Raw genomic sequence first — 16,542 nt, 5'->3', positions numbered from 1 at the left:
CGCGGTGTTCCTGGATTTGAATTCGCAGAAGCCGCCGTACTCTTGAGGACGGCGGCTTTTTTCGTTGCGGCTACTTCGGCCGGATGGCGTCAGCCGTCCCCTGGATGAAGGCCTTGATGCTCTCGATCTCGTCGCCCGAGAGCTTGCCCGTGAAGTCAGGCATGCCGCGCACCATGGCCGGGCCCTTCAGGATGAACTTGTCGAGGTTCTCGATGTAGGCCGCATCCATGTAGCCGAGGTTCGGAATGTTGCCGCCGCGGTCCACACCGGGCACGCCGTGGCAGAAGACGCAGTTGCTCACGTACAGCATGGTGCCGGCCTGCACTTTCGCGGGGTCGTACTTCACGCCCTGCACCAGCTTGTCCATGCGGTACTGGACGAAGTCCGGCATCTTCGCCGTGCCGCCGACCGCGAAGGTGTAGACCGTGCCGGGCCCCTGACGCTCGGTGGCACGCTGCGCGAGGCCGTACACGCCGCCCCAGCCCACCGCGACCGACACGTACTGCTTGCCGTCGACCATGTAGGTCGAGGGCGCCGCCACCACGCCGGTGCCGGTGGGCGTTTCCCACAGCTTCTCGCCCGTCTTCGCGTCGTAGGCCAGCAGGCGACCGTCGGCCGTGCCCTGGAACACGAGATTGCCCGCGGTGGTGAGGGTGCCGCCGTTCCATGGCGAAGCGTAGTCGACGCCCCACGCTTCCTTCTGCGCGACCGGGTCCCAGGCCACGAGGCGGCCGAAGGGCTTGCTCTTGGGCGGCTCGGCATTGGCGAACTTGCCGAGGTTCCAGCCGAGGCCCGAGTGCGGTCGGCCCGGCACGTCCTCGTTGAACTTCCAGTCCTTGTCGTCCATCAGGTTGATCGGCACGTGCTGCGCAGGCAGGTAGGCGAAGCCGGTCTGCGGGTTGAACGACATCGGGTGCCAGTTGTGCGCGCCGAACGGCCCCGGAATGGAGTCACCGGGCTTGGTGGTGTCGCGCGCCGCGGCGATCTCGATGGGACGGCCGTTCTTGTCATAGCCCGTGGCCCAGTTCACTTCGACGAAGTTCTTCGCCGAGATGAACTTGCCGTTGGTGCGGTCGATGACGAAGAAGAAGCCGTTCTTCGGCGCATGCAGCAGCACCTTGCGCGGCTTGCCGCCGAGCTTCATGTCGGCCAGGATCATCGACTGCGTGGAGGTGTAGTCCCAGTTGTCGCCCGGCGTCTCCTGGTAGTGCCACACGTACTTGCCGGTGTCGGGATTGAGCGCCACCACCGAGCCGAGGTACAGGTTGTCGCCGCCCTTGGGACTGCGCGCCTTGTGCGACCAGGGCGAGCCGTTGCCGGTGCCCACGTACATCAGGTTGAGCTCGGCGTCGAAGGCGAAGCTGTCCCACGCGGTGCCGCCACCGCCGGCTTCCCAGTACTTGCCGCTCGGGTCCCAGGTCTTGGCGGCACGCGCCATCGATTCGTCCTCGAAGGGCTTGCTGGGGTCGCCCGGCACCACGAACCAGCGCCACCTCTGGTCGCCGGTCTTCGCGTCGTAGGCGGTGACGTAGCCGCGCACGCCGTACTCGGCGCCGCCGTTGCCGATGATGACCTTGCCCTTGAACACGCGCGGCGCGCCGGTGATGGTGTAGCTGCCCTTCTGGCCCTCGATGGTGTTCTTCTCCCAGACCTTCTGGCCGGTGGCCGCGTCGAGCGCGATGAGCCGCCCGTCGTAGGCCGCCACGTAGACCTTGCCCTCGTGGATCGCCACGCCGCGGTTCACCACGTCGCAGCAGCCCCTGAAGCCCTTGGACTTGTCGACCTGTGGATCGAAGGTCCACAGCTTCTGCCCGGTGCGCGTGTCGATGGCGTGCACCACGCTCCACGAGGCGGTGACGTACATGATGCCGTCCACCACCAGCGGCGTGGCTTCCACGCCGCGCGTGGATTCGAGGTTGTAAGACCAGACCAGCCCCAGCTGCTTCACGTTGCCGGCGTTCACCTGGTCGAGCCTGCTGAAGCGCGACTCCGAATAGTCGAGGCCGACGCTGGGCCAGTCGGGCGTCTTCTTCTGCGCCGCGTTGGCGCGGATGAAGCTGCCGTCGACGCGCTTGGTGGCAGCGGCTGCGCGGTCCTGTGCGTTCTGGGCCGAGGCCGTGATCGATGCGCCCAGGCACAGCAAGGCGCCGGCCAGCATGAGCAGCCCGGAGTGTGTTTTTTTCATCGCAGGTCTCCTTTGTCCCTCAAGGATCGTGCGCGCGGGCTCCGGGTTCACCCCCGGGATTTCCCCAGGCCGGCGCTGTTCCATTGCGGAACACATTCAGCGCTGGTCCCGACCCCGACCCCACCCAGGGAGGCAGCGAACCCATGGCCCTCGACAGAATCGGCACGCCGGACGCGCCGCGCCAGCTCTTTGCCAACACGCCCGCACAGCGCGTGGCGCTCGCGCGGCAGCAGTTCTTCGAGGAAGGCGTGCGCCCCTCGGGCCTCGTGGGCGAGGCGGTGATCCAGTCGTGGATGCGCTGCAGCCGCACGCACACCGACCGCCAGCGCATCGTGACCTTCGACGCGGTCACGCCGAGCCGCCTGCACGCCACGCTCGCGCGCAGCCGCGAGCTGCTCGATGCGGCGCGCCAGGAGCTGGCGCAGATGGAGCATGCACTCGCGGGCACCGACTGCCGCGTGATCCTCACCGACCGCGAGGGCGTGGTGGTGCACGTCACGCAGCAGCCCGCCGCCGCGCACCAGCCGGTGCTGCGCAAGACATCGCGCGTGGGCGTGAACATCTCCGAGCGCGTCGTCGGCACCACGGCGCCGGGCATCGTGGCGAGCACCGGGCAGGCCTGCGCGGTCGATGGCGCCGAGCACTATTTCGACGTGCTGGGCCACATGCAGTGCGCGGCGGCGCCGATCCGCGACGTGGCGGGGCAGCTCGCCGGCGTGCTCGACCTCACGGTGGAGGCGCGCCGCTTCGGCTTCGACGCGGCGTCGATGGTGGCGCTCCATGCCACGACGATCGAGAACCGGCTGCTGCAGGCGCAGTCGCGCGACCACCTGATCCTGCGCTTCCAGGCCAGCCCCACGCTGCTGGGCACGCCGCTCGAAGCGCTGGCAGGCGTCGCACCCGACGGCACGATCGCCTGGCTCAACAACGCGGGCGCGCGGCTGCTCGGGCGGCTGCCCGAGGCGGCGGACGAGCGCGACGTCGAATACCTGCTGGGACACGACCTCGCGAGCCTGCTGCGGCTCGGGCGGCGCGAGGCAGCGCAGCCGCTGCGGCTTGCGAGCGGGCTGGGCGTGTGGGTGCAGGCACGGCTGAAGGGCGCGGACGGCGCGGACTTCAGGCATGCGGTGGCGATGCCCGGCGAGGCGGCACCATTGGCCATCGAGCGGCAGGACGATGCGCGGATGCAGGCGCCCGAAGCCTGCGAGTGCACGAACCTTGTCGAATCCGCGTCTCCTGCGCAGGCGACGCTGCGCGAGCACAGCCGCAAGCTGATCGAGGAAACGCTCGCCGCGCATGGCGGCAATGTGTCGCAGGCGGCACGGCAGCTGCGCGTGTCGCGCGGCACGCTCTATCGGCGGCTGCACGGCTGGCGCGACAACAACGGCGCGGAAGAAGGCGCGTCGCCGGCCTGATCGATCAGGCCGCGGCGCGCGCCAGCGCACGCGCGCGGCGTGCCTTTGCGTCGGGCTGCAGCGGCCGCAGGTATTCGTGCAGCGCCAGCGCGGCCGCGCCCACTGCGGGCGCCAATGCGCCATAGCGCGCGGTGCGCAGGTCGGGCGGAGGCATGCCGGCACCGTCGGCGTGGCGCTTCACGCTCTCGAACGCTGCCTGCGCAAAGCCGCGATGGTCGGCGCAGGCCTTGCCGCCAAGCACGATCGCGCGCGGATTGAAAGTGACCCACAGGTTCTGCAGCAGCACGCCGAAGAAGGCCGCGGCGCGCTGCATGTCGGCGCCCTCGCGCTCCAGCACGCGCGAGCCGAAGAAGGCCTCGGCGCAGCCGCGGCGGCCGCACGAGCACAACGGCCCGTCGAGTTCGAGGATGGTGTGGCCGATCTCCCCGGCCATGCCCTGCGCGCCGGTGAAAAGCCGGTCGTTCAGCACCACGCCGGCGCCCACGCCCACGTCGCAGTTGACAAAAATCAGCGGGTCTTCGCCGTCCTGGCCTTCACTCGCCGCGAACTCGTACTCGCCAAGCGCGGCCGCATCGGCGTCGTTCTGCAGTTGCACGGTGACGCCGGGCAGGCCGACGGCGGCAAAGGCTTTCTCCAGCGCAGGCAGCAGGCTCACGTTGCGCCAGCCGAAGTTGGGCGCGAAGCGGACCACGCCGGTGCAGTCGTCCACCGCGCCCGGCACGCATACGCCGATGCTCGACAGGCGCAGGCCGAGCCGCTCGAGCACCACGAGCGCGGCGGCGGCCATGCGCGCGACCTGCGCGCACGCGCCGGCCGGCGAGCCGTCGGTCAGCGCACGGGTGTCGGCGTGCAGCACCTCGCCCTGCAGCGACACGCACACGAGGCGCACGGTCTCGACGGCGATCTCCACGCCCATCAGCGCGCGCACGCCGACGTTGATCTGCAGCGGCGTCGAAGGCCGGCCCATGCCGTCGGCCACCGTCGCGCCGGCCTCGCTGAGCCAGCCTTCCTCGAGCAGCTCGCGCACCAGCAGGCTGACGGTCGACTTGGTGAGCCCGCTCTCGCTCGCCAGCCGCGCGCGCGACAGGCCGGGCTGCGCGCGCAGCAACCGCAGCAGCACGCTGCGGTTCATGCGCTTCAACAGTTGCTGGTCGCCGATGGTGGTCACATCAGGAGAGCGCTGCGGTCTCGGCGTGATGGGCCTGCTCTTTGCCCTCGGGCCGCTTGCCGGCAATGATCATCCCGAGCACTTCGTCCTCGGTCACATCGGTGGTGCGGTAGGTGCCGACCAGCTTGCCGTTCTTCATCACCGCGAGGCGATCGCTCAGCGAGAACACGTCGGGCATGTCGTGCGTGATCAGGAAGATGCCCACGCCGTCGGCCTTGAGCTGCTTCACGAGCCCGCCGACCATTGCGGTTTCTTCCGGGCCGAGCGCCGCGCATGGCTCGTCCATGATGAGGATGCGCGCATTGAAGTAGAGCGCGCGCGAGATCGCCACCACCTGCCGCTGCCCGCCCGAGAGCCGGCGCACCGGCACGCGGATATTGGTGAAGTTCCTGTTGAGGCGATGGAATACCTTGCGCGCCTGCACTTCCATGAAGTGATCGTCGAGCGTGCGCCACGGCGTCATCTTCTCGCGGCCGAGGAAGAGGTTCGACACCGAGTCGAGGTTGTCGGCCAGCGCGAGCGTCTGGTAGATGGTCTCGATGCCCTGGGCCTGCGCTTCGGCGGGCGTGCGGATGTGGACCTTCTCGCCCGCGATCAGCGTGTCGCCCGAGTCGATGGGGTAGGCGCCCGCGAGCATCTTCATCAGCGTGGACTTGCCGGCGCCGTTGTGGCCCAGCAGCGCGACCACTTCGCCCGGGTAGAGGTTCACGCTCACGCCATCCACGGCCTTGACGCCGCCGAAGGCCTTGCGGATCTCGCGCAGCTCGACGAGCGGTTTTGTCTTGTCGATGTCGGCCATGTCAGTTCTCCCCGAACTTGCGGCGGTACAGAACGTCGAACACGACAGCCACGATCAGCACCTGCCCGATGATGACCATGCGCTTGCCGATCGGCACGTCGAGCAGCAGCATGCCGCTGTCGAGCGACTGCATGATCAGCGCGCCCAGCACCGAGCCGAAGATCGAGCCGCTGCCGCCCGCCAGCGCCGTGCCGCCGATCACGGCCGCGGCGATCACGTACAGCTCCATGCCCGTGCCCAGCGAATTGGTGCCCGCGTTGAGCCGCGCGATCGACACGATGGCCGCGACCGTGACCAGCACCGCCAGCAGCGCGAACAGCATCAGCGTGACGCGCTTGACCGGAATGCCCACCAGCGCCGCGGCATCGGGGTTGCCGCCCATCGCGAACACATAGCGCCCGAAGCGCGTGCGGTGCACGATGAACGACAGCACGATCGCCACCACCGCCCAGATCAGCACCGGGATCGGAATGCCCTGCGGCTCGCTCTTCGACGAGATCTGGTAGTTGTTCATGACCCACGCGAAGCCGAACACCACCGCCACCGGCACCGCGGTGATCAGCACGTCGAGCCACAGCGCCTCGGTCGGCATCTCGTAGCGCTGGCGCGCGCGGCGCTTCTGCAGCATGCGCCCGAACAGCACCAGCGCGACCAGCCCTGCGAGCACCCAGCTCGCCGTGACGCCGATGCCGCCGTCGTAGCCGCCGCCCAGCCGCTGGAAGAACTCGTCGTTCACCGGCTGCGTCTTGCCGTCGGCCACGAGGAAGGCCGCGCCGCGGAACGACATCAGCCCGCCGAGGGTGACCACGAACGAGGGCACGCCGAGCACCGCCGTGAGCCAGCCTTGATAGATCGACACGAGGAGTGCCACGGCAAGCCCCGCGAGGCAGGCCGTGGGCCACGACCAGCCCGAGGTGTATTGGAGGTACGCGATCAGCACGCCGACGAAGCCCATCACCGAGCCGACCGACAGGTCGATGTGGCGCGCGACGATGACGAGCACCATCACGGTCGAGACGATGCCGACCACGGCCGTCTGCTGCGCGACGTTGTAGAGGTTCTCGGGCGACAGGAATACGCCGCCCGACATGACGCTGAACACCACCGCCATCACGGCCAGCAGCACGCACATCAGGATCAGCCGCAGGTCGATGCCCGTGCGGCGCCACCAGCCCGGAGTTTCATTGCTCATTTTTGAAGGTGCCCCTTGGAACGGCAGGTGCGCGACCGCGTACCGGCCAGCCCCAGGGGCCGGCCGGACGCCGCGTGGCGCGGATTGGCAGACTCGTTACTTGCAGGCGGCGGGCGCGCTCGCACCCGTGGCACCCTTGCAGAGCTCGTCCTTATTGATCCAGCCGGCCTTGACGACCACGTCGAGGTTGTCGCGCGTGATCGGCACCGGCGTCAACAGGCGCGAGGACAGCGATATCTTCTTGGCGCCGCCGGCCCACGGTGCGGCCTTGTCGACCGGCTTGCCGGCGGCCAGCGCCATGGCGGCGGAGGCGGCTTCGCGGCCGAGTTCGCGCGAATCCTTCCAGACGGTGGCGGTCTGCGTGCCCAGCGCAATGCGGTTGAGCGCCGCGAAGTCGGCGTCCTGGCCCGACACCGGGATGCCGCGCAGGCCCTTGGCGGTGAGCGCCGCCACCGCGCCGCCGGCCGTGCCGTCGTTGGCCGCGACCACCGCGTCGACCTTGTTGCCGTTCTTGGTGAGCATCTGCTCCATGTTCTTCTGCGCGACCTCGGGCTTCCAGCCATCGGTGTATTCGTCGCCGACGATCTTGATGTCGCCCTTCTTGATCGCGGCGTCCAGCACTTCCTGCTGGCCGGCGCGCAGGAAGTCGGCGTTCGGGTCGCTCGGCGAGCCCTTGATGATCACGTAGTTGCCCTTGGGCTTGACCTTGAAGACTTCGCGCGCCTCCATGCGGCCGACCTCGACGTTGTCGAAGGTGATGTAGAACACGCCCGGCGCCTCGATCAGCCGGTCATAGGCCACCACGGGCACCTTCTGGCGCGTGGCCTTGGTGATGGCGGGCAGGATGGCGTCCTTGTCCATCGCCAGCACGATGAGCGCCTTGGCGCCCTTCGACATCAGGCCCTCGATGTCGCCCAACTGCTTCTCGGGCGAGCCGCCTGCATCGGCACTGATGTACTTGGCGCCGAGCTTCTCGAGCTGGGCCTTGATGGCGGCCTCGTCGGTCTTCCAGCGTTCTTCCTGGAAGTTGGACCAGCTCACGCCGACCACGGTTTGCGCCAGGGCGCCCACGGCCGTGAAACCGAAGGCCATGGCGGCCAGGGTGTGTTTCAGTTGCATCGATGTCTCTCCAGTGTTGGTGCGCCCCGCAGGAACCAGCGGTAAGAAATTAGTTAGTTTGAAGGGCGAACTAACTATCCCATCGGGGCGTGCCTCTGGGCATCCGGGAATTCCCGGAGCGCCATCCGGGCGAAGGCGCACGCGAAAAAGGCCGGGAGGTCCCGGCCTTCTCGTGAGCTCGCGCCGCTTCAGGCGGCGAAGCCACCGTCGATGTTCAGGCTGGCGCCGGTCACGAACGCGGCTTCCGGGCTGGCCAGGTAGCCGACCATGCCGGCGATTTCTTCGGGGCGGGCGTGGCGGGCGAGCGCCATCAGGCCGTGCATGGCAGCGGCGTTGGGGCCGTCGACCGGGTTCATGTCGGTGTTGACCGGGCCCGGCTGCACGTTGTTGACCGTGATGCCGCGCGGACCGAGGTCGCGCGACAGGCCCTGCACCAGGCCGACCAGCGCCGACTTGCTCATGGCATAGGCGCTGCCGCCGGGCCAGGGCATGCGCTCGGCGTTGGTGCTGCCGATGTTGATGATGCGGCCACCTTCGCCCATGTGGCGCGAGGCTGCCTTGGCCGCAACGAACACGGCGCGAACGTTGACGTTCAGCGTCTTGTCGAAGTCCTCGAGCGAGAAGTCGTCGAGGGTGCCGCCGAGGAACACGCCGGCGTTGTTCACAAGGATGTCGATCTTGCCGAGCGCGCGGGCCGCTTCGTCGATGCCGGCGGTGAGCGCGGCGGCATCGGCGCTGTCGATCTTCAGCGCAAGGGCACGGCCGCCTTCGGACTGAATGCTGCGCACCAGTTCGTCGGCCGGGGCGCTGGAACTGGCGTAGCTGAAGGCTACGGCGGCACCGTCGCGCACCAGCCGGCGCACGATGGCGGCGCCAATGCCGCGCGAACCGCCGGTGACGAAGGCGACCTTGCCGGCCAGGACAGGAGAAGAAGAAGCAGTGTTGGAGGCCATGATTTTTCCGTGCAGGTGGAGGAGGAAGGCCTTCAGTGTCGGCAATTCATTCCTGTGGCGGTAGCCATCAATCGAGGCAATCAAATTCAACCCGGAGTTGAAGATGGGAATGACAATGCGGCCATGGAACCGCTCAGTCACCTCGAATCCTTCGTGCAGAGCGCCGAGGGCGGCAGCTTCTCGGCAGCGGCCCGGCGCCTGGGGCTGACGCCGGCGGCCGTGAGCAAGAACGTTGCACGGCTCGAAGCACGGCTGGGCGTGCGGCTGTTCCAGCGCAGCACGCGCCGCCTCACGCTGACCGAGGGCGGCGAGCGCTTCCTGGCGCAGGTCGGCGGCGCGCTCGCCACGCTGCAGGAGGCGGTGGCCGGCATCGACAAGGACGACGGCCAGCCCGCCGGCACGCTGAAGGTGAGCATGGGCCAGGCCTTCGGGCGCGAGCACGTGCTGCCGATGATGGGCGACTTCCTCGCGCGCTACCCGGCCATCCTGCCGGACTGGCATTTCGACAACCAGCAGGTGGACCTGGTGGGCGAGGGCTTCGACGCGGCCATCGGCGGCGGCATCGAACTCGCGGCCGGGTTGATAGCGCGGGAGCTGGCGCGCATTCACGTGGTGGCCGTGGCATCGCCGCGCTACATGGAGGGGCGCGAGCGGCCCCGGCATCCCTCGGACCTGGCGGCGCTCGACACGTTGCTGCGCCGGTCCTCGCCCACAGGCCGGCTGCGCGGCTGGACGCTGCGGCATGCGCGCGGCGAAGAGGCCACGGTGGAGCTGCCCCGGCCGCGCGCGATCTTCAACGACCCCGAGGCCATCGCGCATGCAGCGTTGATGGGCCTGGGCGTGGCGATGCTGCCGATGCCCTTCGTGGAGCGCGGCCTGCGCAGCGGCGAGCTGCTGCGGCTGCTGCCCGACTGGCACCAGGATGCGGGCGCGGTGTGGCTCTACTACCCGAGCAAGAAGCTGCTGCCGCCGAAGACGCGCGTGTTCATCGACTTCGTGCTCGAACGTTTTCGCGACGAGCGGTTTGCGCAGCGGATGCAGGTGGCCTGAGCGGCCTGCCGGCCCACGGGGTTTTCACCCGCGACGTGCGCGGCGCGCGCCTGTACAAACGCGCGCATGACTTCTTTCTTCTGCTCTTCCTTCCGGACCCATCGCCGCGCCGCGCTGGCCGCTTCCGTCGCCACCGCCCTCACGCTGATGGCCGCTCCTTCGTGGGCCCAAGGCACCTGGCCGACCAAGCCCGTGCGCATCGTCGTGCCCTTCGCGGCCGGCGGCACCACCGACATCCTGGCGCGCGCCGTCGCGCCCGAGCTGTCGAAGGCCTTCGGCCAGCAGTTCATCGTGGACAACCGCGCGGGCGCGGGCGGCAACGTGGGCGCCGAGCTTGTGGCCCGCGCGCCGAACGACGGCTACACGCTGCTGATGGGCACGGTGGGCACGCACGGCATCAACCGCGCGCTGTACCCCAAGCTGCCCTTCGACCCGATCAAGGACTTCGCGCCGATCACGCTGGTGGCCGCCGTGCCGAATGTGATGGAGATGAATGCCGACAAGGCGAAGACGCTGAACATCCGCAATGTGCAGGACTTCATCAAGTACGCCAAGGCCAACCCGGGCAAGCTCAACATGGCGTCGAGCGGCAGCGGCACGTCGATCCATCTCGCCGGCGAACTGTTCAAGAGCATGACCGGCACGTTCATGGCCCACATCCCGTACAAGGGCTCGGGCCCGGCGCTGCTGGACATGGTGGGCGGCAACGCCGACGTCATGTTCGACAACCTGCCCTCGTCGATGGCACAGATCAAGGCCGGCAAGCTCACCGCGCTGGCCGTGACGAGCGCGCAGCGTTCGCCCGCGCTGCCGGACATTCCGACGGTGGCTGAAGCGGGAGGCCCGTCGCTCAAGGGCTACGAGGCAAGCTCGTGGTTCGGGCTGCTGGCCCCGGCCGGAACCTCACCGGAGATCGTGAACCGCATCCAGCAGGAAGTGGCCAGGTCGCTGGGCACGCCGGCCATCAAGGAAAAGATGCTCGCGCAGGGCGCGATCCCGAGCGGCAATTCGCCCGCCGACTTTACGAAGCTCATTGCGAGCGAGCACGTGAAGTGGGCCAAGGTGGTCAAGGACTCCGGCGCGAAAGTTGACTGACCCCCAGGCTTCGCGCACTTCGTGTCGCTGACGCCAACCCCCTTGCAGGGAGCAACGCCTGCGGCCCGGCAAAGCCGGTTCCGCGGCGTTTCGCGACTGGAACCGTTCGATCTGGTCGATCAGGTCTTCCAGGTCACGTCTTTTTTCTCGGCCAGCGAATCCTTGAGCATGTGCAGCAGCGGGATCGCACGCTGGTGCAGCCCGACATGCTGCTTCTCGGCCTCGCTGGCGTGGCCTTCGACCGCATAGTCGTCGTTGTTGTGCACGTTGGCGGCCTCGCGCGCCAGCGCGGCTTCGAGGGCCGCAATGGCGCCCGGGATCTGCTCGACCGTGATGATGCCTTGCGGCGCAATCGCCTTGCCGACGATGTCGAACAACTGCCGGGCATGCACTTCGAGCATCACGAAGTCGGGAGAGGCTCGGGACTGGAATCGATAGAGCATGGTGTTCTCACTCACTTGTAGATGTAGTCACGGGCAAAAGGGTACACCGATTGCGCGCCGCGCAGAACGCCGTGTTCGACCTTGCCGTCTGGCTTGGTGGACAGCATCTGGTGCAGCGAGATCCAGCCCTGCTCGAAACTCATGGCCGAGCCTGCGAGGTAGAGACGATAGGCCCGCAGGATGCGCTCGGCGTTGTCGCTCTGGCGGCCGCCGCTGCGCCGCAGCACTTCGCGCGCGGCGTCGAGCTGCGCCTCCAGCGCGTCCGACCAGGCCCAGAGCGTGCGCGCATAGTGCGGGCGCAGGCTCTCGGTATCGACCATCTCCAGGCCGGCCGCGGCCGTCTCGCGCAACACGTGCGTCACGTGCAGCAGTTCGCCGCCCGGGAAGATGTACTTCTCGATGAAGTCGCCCATGCCGGCGCCGAGCTGGCGGTAGTTGAGTTCGCCCGAGGTGATGCCGTGGTTCATCACCAGCCCACCCGGCCTCAGCAGCGAATGGATCTTGCGGAAGTAGGTCGGCATGTTGGCCGCGCCCACGTGCTCGAACATGCCGACCGAGGAAATCTTGTCGAAAGGCTGGCCGACCGACAGCTCGCGGTAGTCGCGCAGTTCGACGCGCACGCGGCCTTGCAGGCCCTTTTCCTCGATCAGGCGCTGCACGTACGCGTGCTGGTTCTTCGACAGCGTGATGCCGGTAGCGTCCACGCCGTAATGCTCGGCCGCCCACAGCAGTAACGCGCCCCAGCCCGAGCCGATGTCGAGATAGCGCTCGCCCGGCTGCAGCATGAGCTTGCGGCAGATGTGGTCGAGCTTGGCTTCCTGCGCCTGCGCCAGCGTGAGATCGGGCGTACGGAAGTACGCACATGAATAGACCCGGCGCGCGTCGAGCCACAGCGCGTAGAAGTCGTCGGACACGTCATAGTGGAACTCGATCTGGGCCGCATCCTTGCGCAGCGAATGCGAGCCGTGCGACTTGGCCATGTGCTGAAGGCGGCTCCACCAGCCTGTGTCGGTTTCGGCCGGGTTGCCGGGCAGCATGCCGACCGTGGCGTCGATCAGGTCGCGCATGGCCCCCTCGATCTGCACCTTGCCCTCGACATACGCCTCACCGATGGCGCCCACCTGCCGCGCTGCCAGCTTGGCGAGCACGGCCCACTCCTTGAAGGCCAGCGTGACGCGGGCTCCCGCCTGGGCAACACGCCGGCCATCGGGCAGTTCCAGCGCGATGGGGACAGGCAGCGAAGCCAGCTGCGACTCGATCTTGGGTATCAAGTTTTGCATGGAGCCCATGGTATTGATTTTTCAAAGTTTTTGCATGACTGCCCTTGTCGGCCGAAGCCGCGACCCGCGCGCCGGACGGCCGTTACGAATCGCCATTGACAGCAGATTGTTTATGTCTAAACTATTGAACCATGAACAGCCTAAGCCCGGTCAAACCCGCTCCCGCCTCGGACCTCCAACGCATCCTGTGCATCGGCGGCGGGCCGGCGGGCCTGTACTTCGCCCTGTTGATGAAGGCGCGCAACCCCGCGCTGCAGATCACGGTGGTGGAACGCAACCGCCCCTTCGACACCTTCGGCTGGGGCGTGGTGCTGAGCGACCAGACGCTGGGCAACCTGCGCGCGGCCGATGCGCCAACCGCGGCGCTGATCGGCAACGAGTTCCACCACTGGGACGACATCCAGGTCTTCTTCAAGGGCCGCCAGGTGCGCTCGGGCGGCCACGGCTTCTGCGGCATCGGCCGCAAGCGGCTGCTGAACATCCTGCAGGAGCGCTGCCTGGCACTGGGCGTCGAGCTGGTGTTCGAGACCGACGCCACCGACGACCAGGCGATCGCCGCGCAGTACAAGGCCGACCTCGTGATTGCCAGCGACGGCCTCAACAGCCGCATCCGCCAGCGCTATGCCGACGTGTTCAAGCCCGACATCGACCTGCGCAACTGCCGCTTCGTGTGGCTGGGCACGCACCAGACCTTCGACGCCTTCACCTTCGCCTTCGAGCAGACCGAGCACGGCTGGTTTCAGGCGCATGCCTACCAGTTCGACGACAAGACCTCGACCTTCATCGTCGAGACGCCCGAGGCCGTGTGGAAGGCCCACGGTCTCGACCAGATGGAGCAGCCCGAGGCCATCGCCTTCTGCGAGAAGCTCTTCGCCAAGTACCTGGGCGGCCACCCGCTCATCAGCAACGCCACGCACCTGCGCGGCTCGGCCAACTGGATCCGCTTTCCGCGCGTGGTGTGCGAGCGCTGGACGCACCGCATCGACGTCGAAGGCCGCTCGGTGCCCGTCGTGCTGATGGGCGACGCCGCGCACACGGCGCATTTCTCGATCGGCTCGGGCACCAAGCTCGCGCTGGAAGACGCGATCGACCTGGCCAACGAGTTCGCGCAGGGCGGCACGGTCGACCATGTGCTCGAAGGCTACGAGGCGCGCCGCAGCGTCGAGGTGCTGAAGATCCAGAACGCCGCGCGCAACTCCACCGAGTGGTTCGAGAACGTGCCGCGCTACACGGGCATGCAGATCGAGCAGTTCGCCTACTCGCTGCTCACTCGCTCGCAGCGCATCAGCCATGAGAACCTGCGCGTGCGCGACACGCAGTGGCTCGGCGGCTACGAGCAGTGGCTCGCAGGCGGCAAGGCGATGGCGCCGATGCTCATGCCCTACAAGGTGCGCGGGCTCACGCTGAAGAACCGCATCCTCGTGTCGCCGATGGCCACCTATAGCGCGGTCGACGGTGTGCCGCAAGACTTCCTGCTGGTGCACCTGGGCGCACGCGCGCTCGGCGGCGCCGCGATGGTGTTCGTCGAAATGACGAGCCCGACGCCCGAAGGCCGCATCACGCCGGCATGCACGGGCCTGTACAACGACGCGCAGCAGGCCGCCTTCAAACGCATCGTCGATTTCGTGCACACGCAGTCAAGCGCGAAGATCGCCATGCAGCTCGGCCACAGCGGCCCCAAGGGCTCGACCCGCGTGGGCTGGGAAGGCACCGACGAACCGCTCGAAAGCGGCAACTGGCCGGTGCTCGGCGCAAGTGCCGTGCCTTACGGCGAGCAGAACCAGTTGCCCGCAGCGATCACCCGCTCCGAGATGGACACGCTGCGCGAGCAATTCGTAGCCTCCACCCGCCGCGCCGCCGAATGCGGCTTCGACTGGCTCGAGCTGCACTGCGCGCACGGCTACCTGCTGTCGGCCTTCATCAGCCCGCTCACCAACCTGCGCACCGACGAATATGGCGGCGACATCGAGGCGCGCTGCCGCTACCCGCTCGAAGTGTTCCGCGCCATGCGCGCGGTGTGGCCCGCCGACAAGCCGATGAGCGTGCGCATCTCCGCGCACGACTGGGCGCCCGGCGGCAACACCGATGCCGATGCGATCGTGGTCGCACGTCTTTTCAAGGAAGCCGGCGCCGATTTCATCGACGTGTCGTCGGGCCAGACCACGCGCGCCGCGAAGCCGGTGTACGGGCGCATGTACCAGACGCCGTTCTCGGACCGCATCCGCAACGAGGTCGGCATCTCGACCATCGCCGTGGGCGCCATCACCGACGCCGACCAGGCCAACAGCATCATTGCCGCCGGCCGCGCCGACCTCTGCGCCGTGGCCCGCCCGCACCTCGCCGACCCCGCGTGGACGCTGCACGAGGCCGCAAAGCTGCAGAGCCGCGACGTCGATTGGCCCAAGCAATACCTGAGCGGCCGCGACCAGATGTACCGCGAGATCGCGAAGCAGCAGCAGATGGCCGCGGCTGCAGTGACGGCACAGAACAACGAGGAGACGCACTGACATGGACCTCGAAGCCCGCGCCCACAGCGAACACCCCGAGGCCCTGCGCCTCTGGCTGCGGCTCCTGACCTGCACCCAGCTCATCGAGAAGCAGGTGCGCAACGAACTGCGCTCCCAGTTCGCCACCACGCTGCCGCGCTTCGACCTGATGTCGCAGCTCGAGCGCTCGCCCGACGGGCTGAAGATGAACGAGCTCTCGCGCCGCATGATGGTGACGGGCGGCAACGTGACCGGCATCACCGACCAGCTCGTGGCCGAAGGACTGGTCGAACGAATCAACGTCGAAGGCGACCGGCGCGCGTGGCGCGTGCGGCTCACCGCGCGCGGGCGCAAGCTCTTCAACGAGATGGCGCAGCAGCATGAAGACTGGATCGTCGAGGCCTTTGCGGGCCTCAGCGGCAAGGAGATCGCGCAGCTCCACAAGCTGCTCGGCAAGGTCAAGCAACACTCACACAACCAACTATTGATGGCGGAGACCGAATGAAGCACTACATCGGCGCAGGCAACCCCATGCGCGCGCAATTCGAGGCGAAGGCGGCCTACAAGGCCGAGCACTTCGCGTGGAGTTTTGAAGCCGGTGTCGGCACCATCACGCTGAACCGGCCCGAGCGCAAGAACCCGCTGACCTTCGACTCGTACGCCGAACTGCGTGACCTGTTCCGCGCACTGGCCTACGCCACCGACGTGAAGGTCATCGTCGTGACCGGTGCGGGCGGCAACTTCTGCTCGGGCGGCGACGTGCACGAGATCATCGGCCCGCTGACCGGCATGCGCATGCCCGAGCTGCTGGAGTTCACGCGCATGACGGGCGACCTGGTCAAGGCGATCCGCGCCTGCCCCCAACCGATCGTCGGCGCCATCGACGGCGTGTGCGCCGGTGCCGGCGCGATGATCGCGCTGGCCTGCGACCTGCGCTACGGCTCGCCCGCCACGCGCACCGCATTCCTGTTCACGCGCGTGGGCCTGGCCGGCGCGGACATGGGCGCGTGTGCACTGCTGCCGCGCGTGATCGGCCAGGGCCGTGCGTCGGAACTGCTGTTCACCGGCCGCGCCATGACCGCGCAGGAAGGCCATGCCTGGGGCTTCTTCAACGCCCTGCACGAAAGCGATGCGTTGCTCGAAGCCGCCATCAAGGTGGCGCGCGACCTGGCGGAAGGTCCGACCTTCGCGCATGGCATGACCAAGACCATGCTGTCGCAGGAATGGTCCATGACCATCGACCAGGCCATCGAGGCCGAGGCGCAGGCGCAAGCGATCTGCATGCAGACCGAAGATTTCAAGCGGGCGTACGAGGCCTTTGCGGCCAAGCGCAAACCCGTGTTCGGTGGAGATTGAC

The 16,542-nt window shown here is 67.9% G+C and carries 14 protein-coding genes; 6 read left to right on the top strand and 8 right to left on the bottom strand.

What is annotated here, in order from left to right; translation table 11 throughout:
* Positions 1–70: 70 nt before the first annotated feature.
* Entirely contained in the window at positions 71–2,185 is a 2,115-nt protein-coding gene (locus ACCD11_RS22555; protein WP_413315514.1) for a PQQ-dependent dehydrogenase, methanol/ethanol family, read from the bottom strand.
* A gap of 143 nt (positions 2,186–2,328) precedes the next feature.
* Here ACCD11_RS22555 and ACCD11_RS22550 point away from each other — a divergent pair, with 143 nt between their 5' ends.
* Complete coding sequence (locus ACCD11_RS22550; RefSeq protein ID WP_007830549.1) at positions 2,329–3,600, top strand: helix-turn-helix domain-containing protein; 1,272 nt, start codon at positions 2,329–2,331, stop codon at positions 3,598–3,600.
* A gap of 4 nt (positions 3,601–3,604) precedes the next feature.
* Here ACCD11_RS22550 and ACCD11_RS22545 read toward each other — a convergent pair whose 3' ends face one another.
* The 5 genes from ACCD11_RS22545 to ACCD11_RS22525 form a co-directional block, all read right to left on the bottom strand.
* Positions 3,605–4,768 (bottom strand): ROK family transcriptional regulator, encoded by a 1,164-nt coding sequence (locus tag ACCD11_RS22545; RefSeq protein WP_413315513.1) that lies wholly within the window; start codon positions 4,766–4,768, stop codon positions 3,605–3,607.
* A gap of 1 nt (position 4,769) precedes the next feature.
* The gene (locus ACCD11_RS22540) at positions 4,770–5,567 is read right to left on the bottom strand and encodes an ATP-binding cassette domain-containing protein (RefSeq protein WP_007830541.1); all 798 of its coding nucleotides are present in this window, start codon (positions 5,565–5,567) and stop codon (positions 4,770–4,772) included.
* A gap of 1 nt (position 5,568) precedes the next feature.
* Entirely contained in the window at positions 5,569–6,759 is a 1,191-nt protein-coding gene (locus ACCD11_RS22535; protein WP_007830539.1) for a sugar ABC transporter permease, read from the bottom strand.
* 96 nt (positions 6,760–6,855) lie between these two features.
* The gene (gene xylF, locus ACCD11_RS22530; protein ID WP_007830537.1) at positions 6,856–7,878 is read right to left on the bottom strand and encodes a D-xylose ABC transporter substrate-binding protein; all 1,023 of its coding nucleotides are present in this window, start codon (positions 7,876–7,878) and stop codon (positions 6,856–6,858) included.
* 188 nt (positions 7,879–8,066) lie between these two features.
* Positions 8,067–8,831 carry an SDR family oxidoreductase gene (locus tag ACCD11_RS22525; protein ID WP_413315512.1) on the bottom strand — a complete coding sequence of 255 codons (765 nt, stop codon included), beginning with the start codon at positions 8,829–8,831 and terminating at the stop codon, positions 8,067–8,069.
* A 123-nt stretch (positions 8,832–8,954) separates the two neighbouring features.
* On the opposite strand from ACCD11_RS22525, the gene ACCD11_RS22520 reads away from it, so the two are divergent.
* Together ACCD11_RS22520 and ACCD11_RS22515 are read left to right on the top strand one after the other, a co-directional pair.
* A complete protein-coding gene (locus ACCD11_RS22520) occupies positions 8,955–9,881 on the top strand; it encodes a LysR family transcriptional regulator (protein WP_007830533.1) in 927 nt (308 codons plus the stop codon).
* Between the two features lie 66 nt (positions 9,882–9,947).
* On the top strand, positions 9,948–10,976 hold the full coding sequence (locus ACCD11_RS22515; protein ID WP_413315511.1) for a Bug family tripartite tricarboxylate transporter substrate binding protein: 1,029 nt from the start codon (positions 9,948–9,950) through the stop codon (positions 10,974–10,976).
* A gap of 119 nt (positions 10,977–11,095) precedes the next feature.
* Here ACCD11_RS22515 and ACCD11_RS22510 read toward each other — a convergent pair whose 3' ends face one another.
* Both ACCD11_RS22510 and ACCD11_RS22505 read right to left on the bottom strand, forming a co-directional pair.
* Positions 11,096–11,419, bottom strand: coding sequence for a DUF1840 domain-containing protein (locus ACCD11_RS22510; protein ID WP_009124842.1), 324 nt, complete (start codon positions 11,417–11,419; stop codon positions 11,096–11,098).
* 11 nt (positions 11,420–11,430) lie between these two features.
* Positions 11,431–12,699 carry a class I SAM-dependent methyltransferase gene (locus ACCD11_RS22505; RefSeq protein ID WP_413315510.1) on the bottom strand — a complete coding sequence of 423 codons (1,269 nt, stop codon included), beginning with the start codon at positions 12,697–12,699 and terminating at the stop codon, positions 11,431–11,433.
* Positions 12,700–12,830: 131 nt separating this feature from the next.
* Between ACCD11_RS22505 and ACCD11_RS22500 the strand changes: the two genes are divergently transcribed.
* The 3 genes from ACCD11_RS22500 to ACCD11_RS22490 are packed head-to-tail and all read left to right on the top strand — an operon-like array spanning position 12,831 to position 16,541.
* Positions 12,831–15,206 (top strand): bifunctional salicylyl-CoA 5-hydroxylase/oxidoreductase, encoded by a 2,376-nt coding sequence (locus ACCD11_RS22500; RefSeq protein WP_413315509.1) that lies wholly within the window; start codon positions 12,831–12,833, stop codon positions 15,204–15,206.
* 1 nt (position 15,207) lies between these two features.
* Positions 15,208–15,690 carry a MarR family winged helix-turn-helix transcriptional regulator gene (locus ACCD11_RS22495; protein ID WP_009124835.1) on the top strand — a complete coding sequence of 161 codons (483 nt, stop codon included), beginning with the start codon at positions 15,208–15,210 and terminating at the stop codon, positions 15,688–15,690.
* A complete protein-coding gene (locus ACCD11_RS22490; protein ID WP_009124832.1) occupies positions 15,687–16,541 on the top strand; it encodes an enoyl-CoA hydratase family protein in 855 nt (284 codons plus the stop codon). The genes ACCD11_RS22495 and ACCD11_RS22490 overlap by 4 nt, the downstream gene beginning before the upstream one ends.
* Position 16,542 lies beyond the last annotated feature (1 nt).

It is taken from the genome of Variovorax sp. Varisp36, assembly GCF_047304235.1.
Taxonomy (GTDB): Bacteria; Pseudomonadota; Gammaproteobacteria; order Burkholderiales; family Burkholderiaceae_C; genus Variovorax.
The sequence above is the reverse complement of the archived record's forward strand: the minus strand, read 5'-3'. Positions and strand labels throughout refer to the sequence as shown.

Bases quoted from the DNA above. Each gene is read 5' to 3' on its own strand.
- ACCD11_RS22505 (WP_413315510.1), bottom strand. From the start codon at position 12,699: ATGCAAAACTTGATACCCAAGATCGAGTCGCAGCTGGCTTCGCTGCCT.
- ACCD11_RS22510 (WP_009124842.1), bottom strand. From the start codon at position 11,419: ATGCTCTATCGATTCCAGTCCCGAGCCTCTCCCGACTTCGTGATGCTC.
- ACCD11_RS22520 (WP_007830533.1), top strand. From the start codon at position 8,955: ATGGAACCGCTCAGTCACCTCGAATCCTTCGTGCAGAGCGCCGAGGGC.
- ACCD11_RS22515 (WP_413315511.1), top strand. From the start codon at position 9,948: ATGACTTCTTTCTTCTGCTCTTCCTTCCGGACCCATCGCCGCGCCGCG.
- ACCD11_RS22535 (WP_007830539.1), bottom strand. From the start codon at position 6,759: ATGAGCAATGAAACTCCGGGCTGGTGGCGCCGCACGGGCATCGACCTG.
- ACCD11_RS22495 (WP_009124835.1), top strand. From the start codon at position 15,208: ATGGACCTCGAAGCCCGCGCCCACAGCGAACACCCCGAGGCCCTGCGC.
- ACCD11_RS22550 (WP_007830549.1), top strand. From the start codon at position 2,329: ATGGCCCTCGACAGAATCGGCACGCCGGACGCGCCGCGCCAGCTCTTT.
- ACCD11_RS22540 (WP_007830541.1), bottom strand. From the start codon at position 5,567: ATGGCCGACATCGACAAGACAAAACCGCTCGTCGAGCTGCGCGAGATC.
- ACCD11_RS22555 (WP_413315514.1), bottom strand. From the start codon at position 2,185: ATGAAAAAAACACACTCCGGGCTGCTCATGCTGGCCGGCGCCTTGCTG.
- ACCD11_RS22525 (WP_413315512.1), bottom strand. From the start codon at position 8,831: ATGGCCTCCAACACTGCTTCTTCTTCTCCTGTCCTGGCCGGCAAGGTC.
- xylF (WP_007830537.1), bottom strand. From the start codon at position 7,878: ATGCAACTGAAACACACCCTGGCCGCCATGGCCTTCGGTTTCACGGCC.
- ACCD11_RS22490 (WP_009124832.1), top strand. From the start codon at position 15,687: ATGAAGCACTACATCGGCGCAGGCAACCCCATGCGCGCGCAATTCGAG.
- ACCD11_RS22500 (WP_413315509.1), top strand. From the start codon at position 12,831: ATGAACAGCCTAAGCCCGGTCAAACCCGCTCCCGCCTCGGACCTCCAA.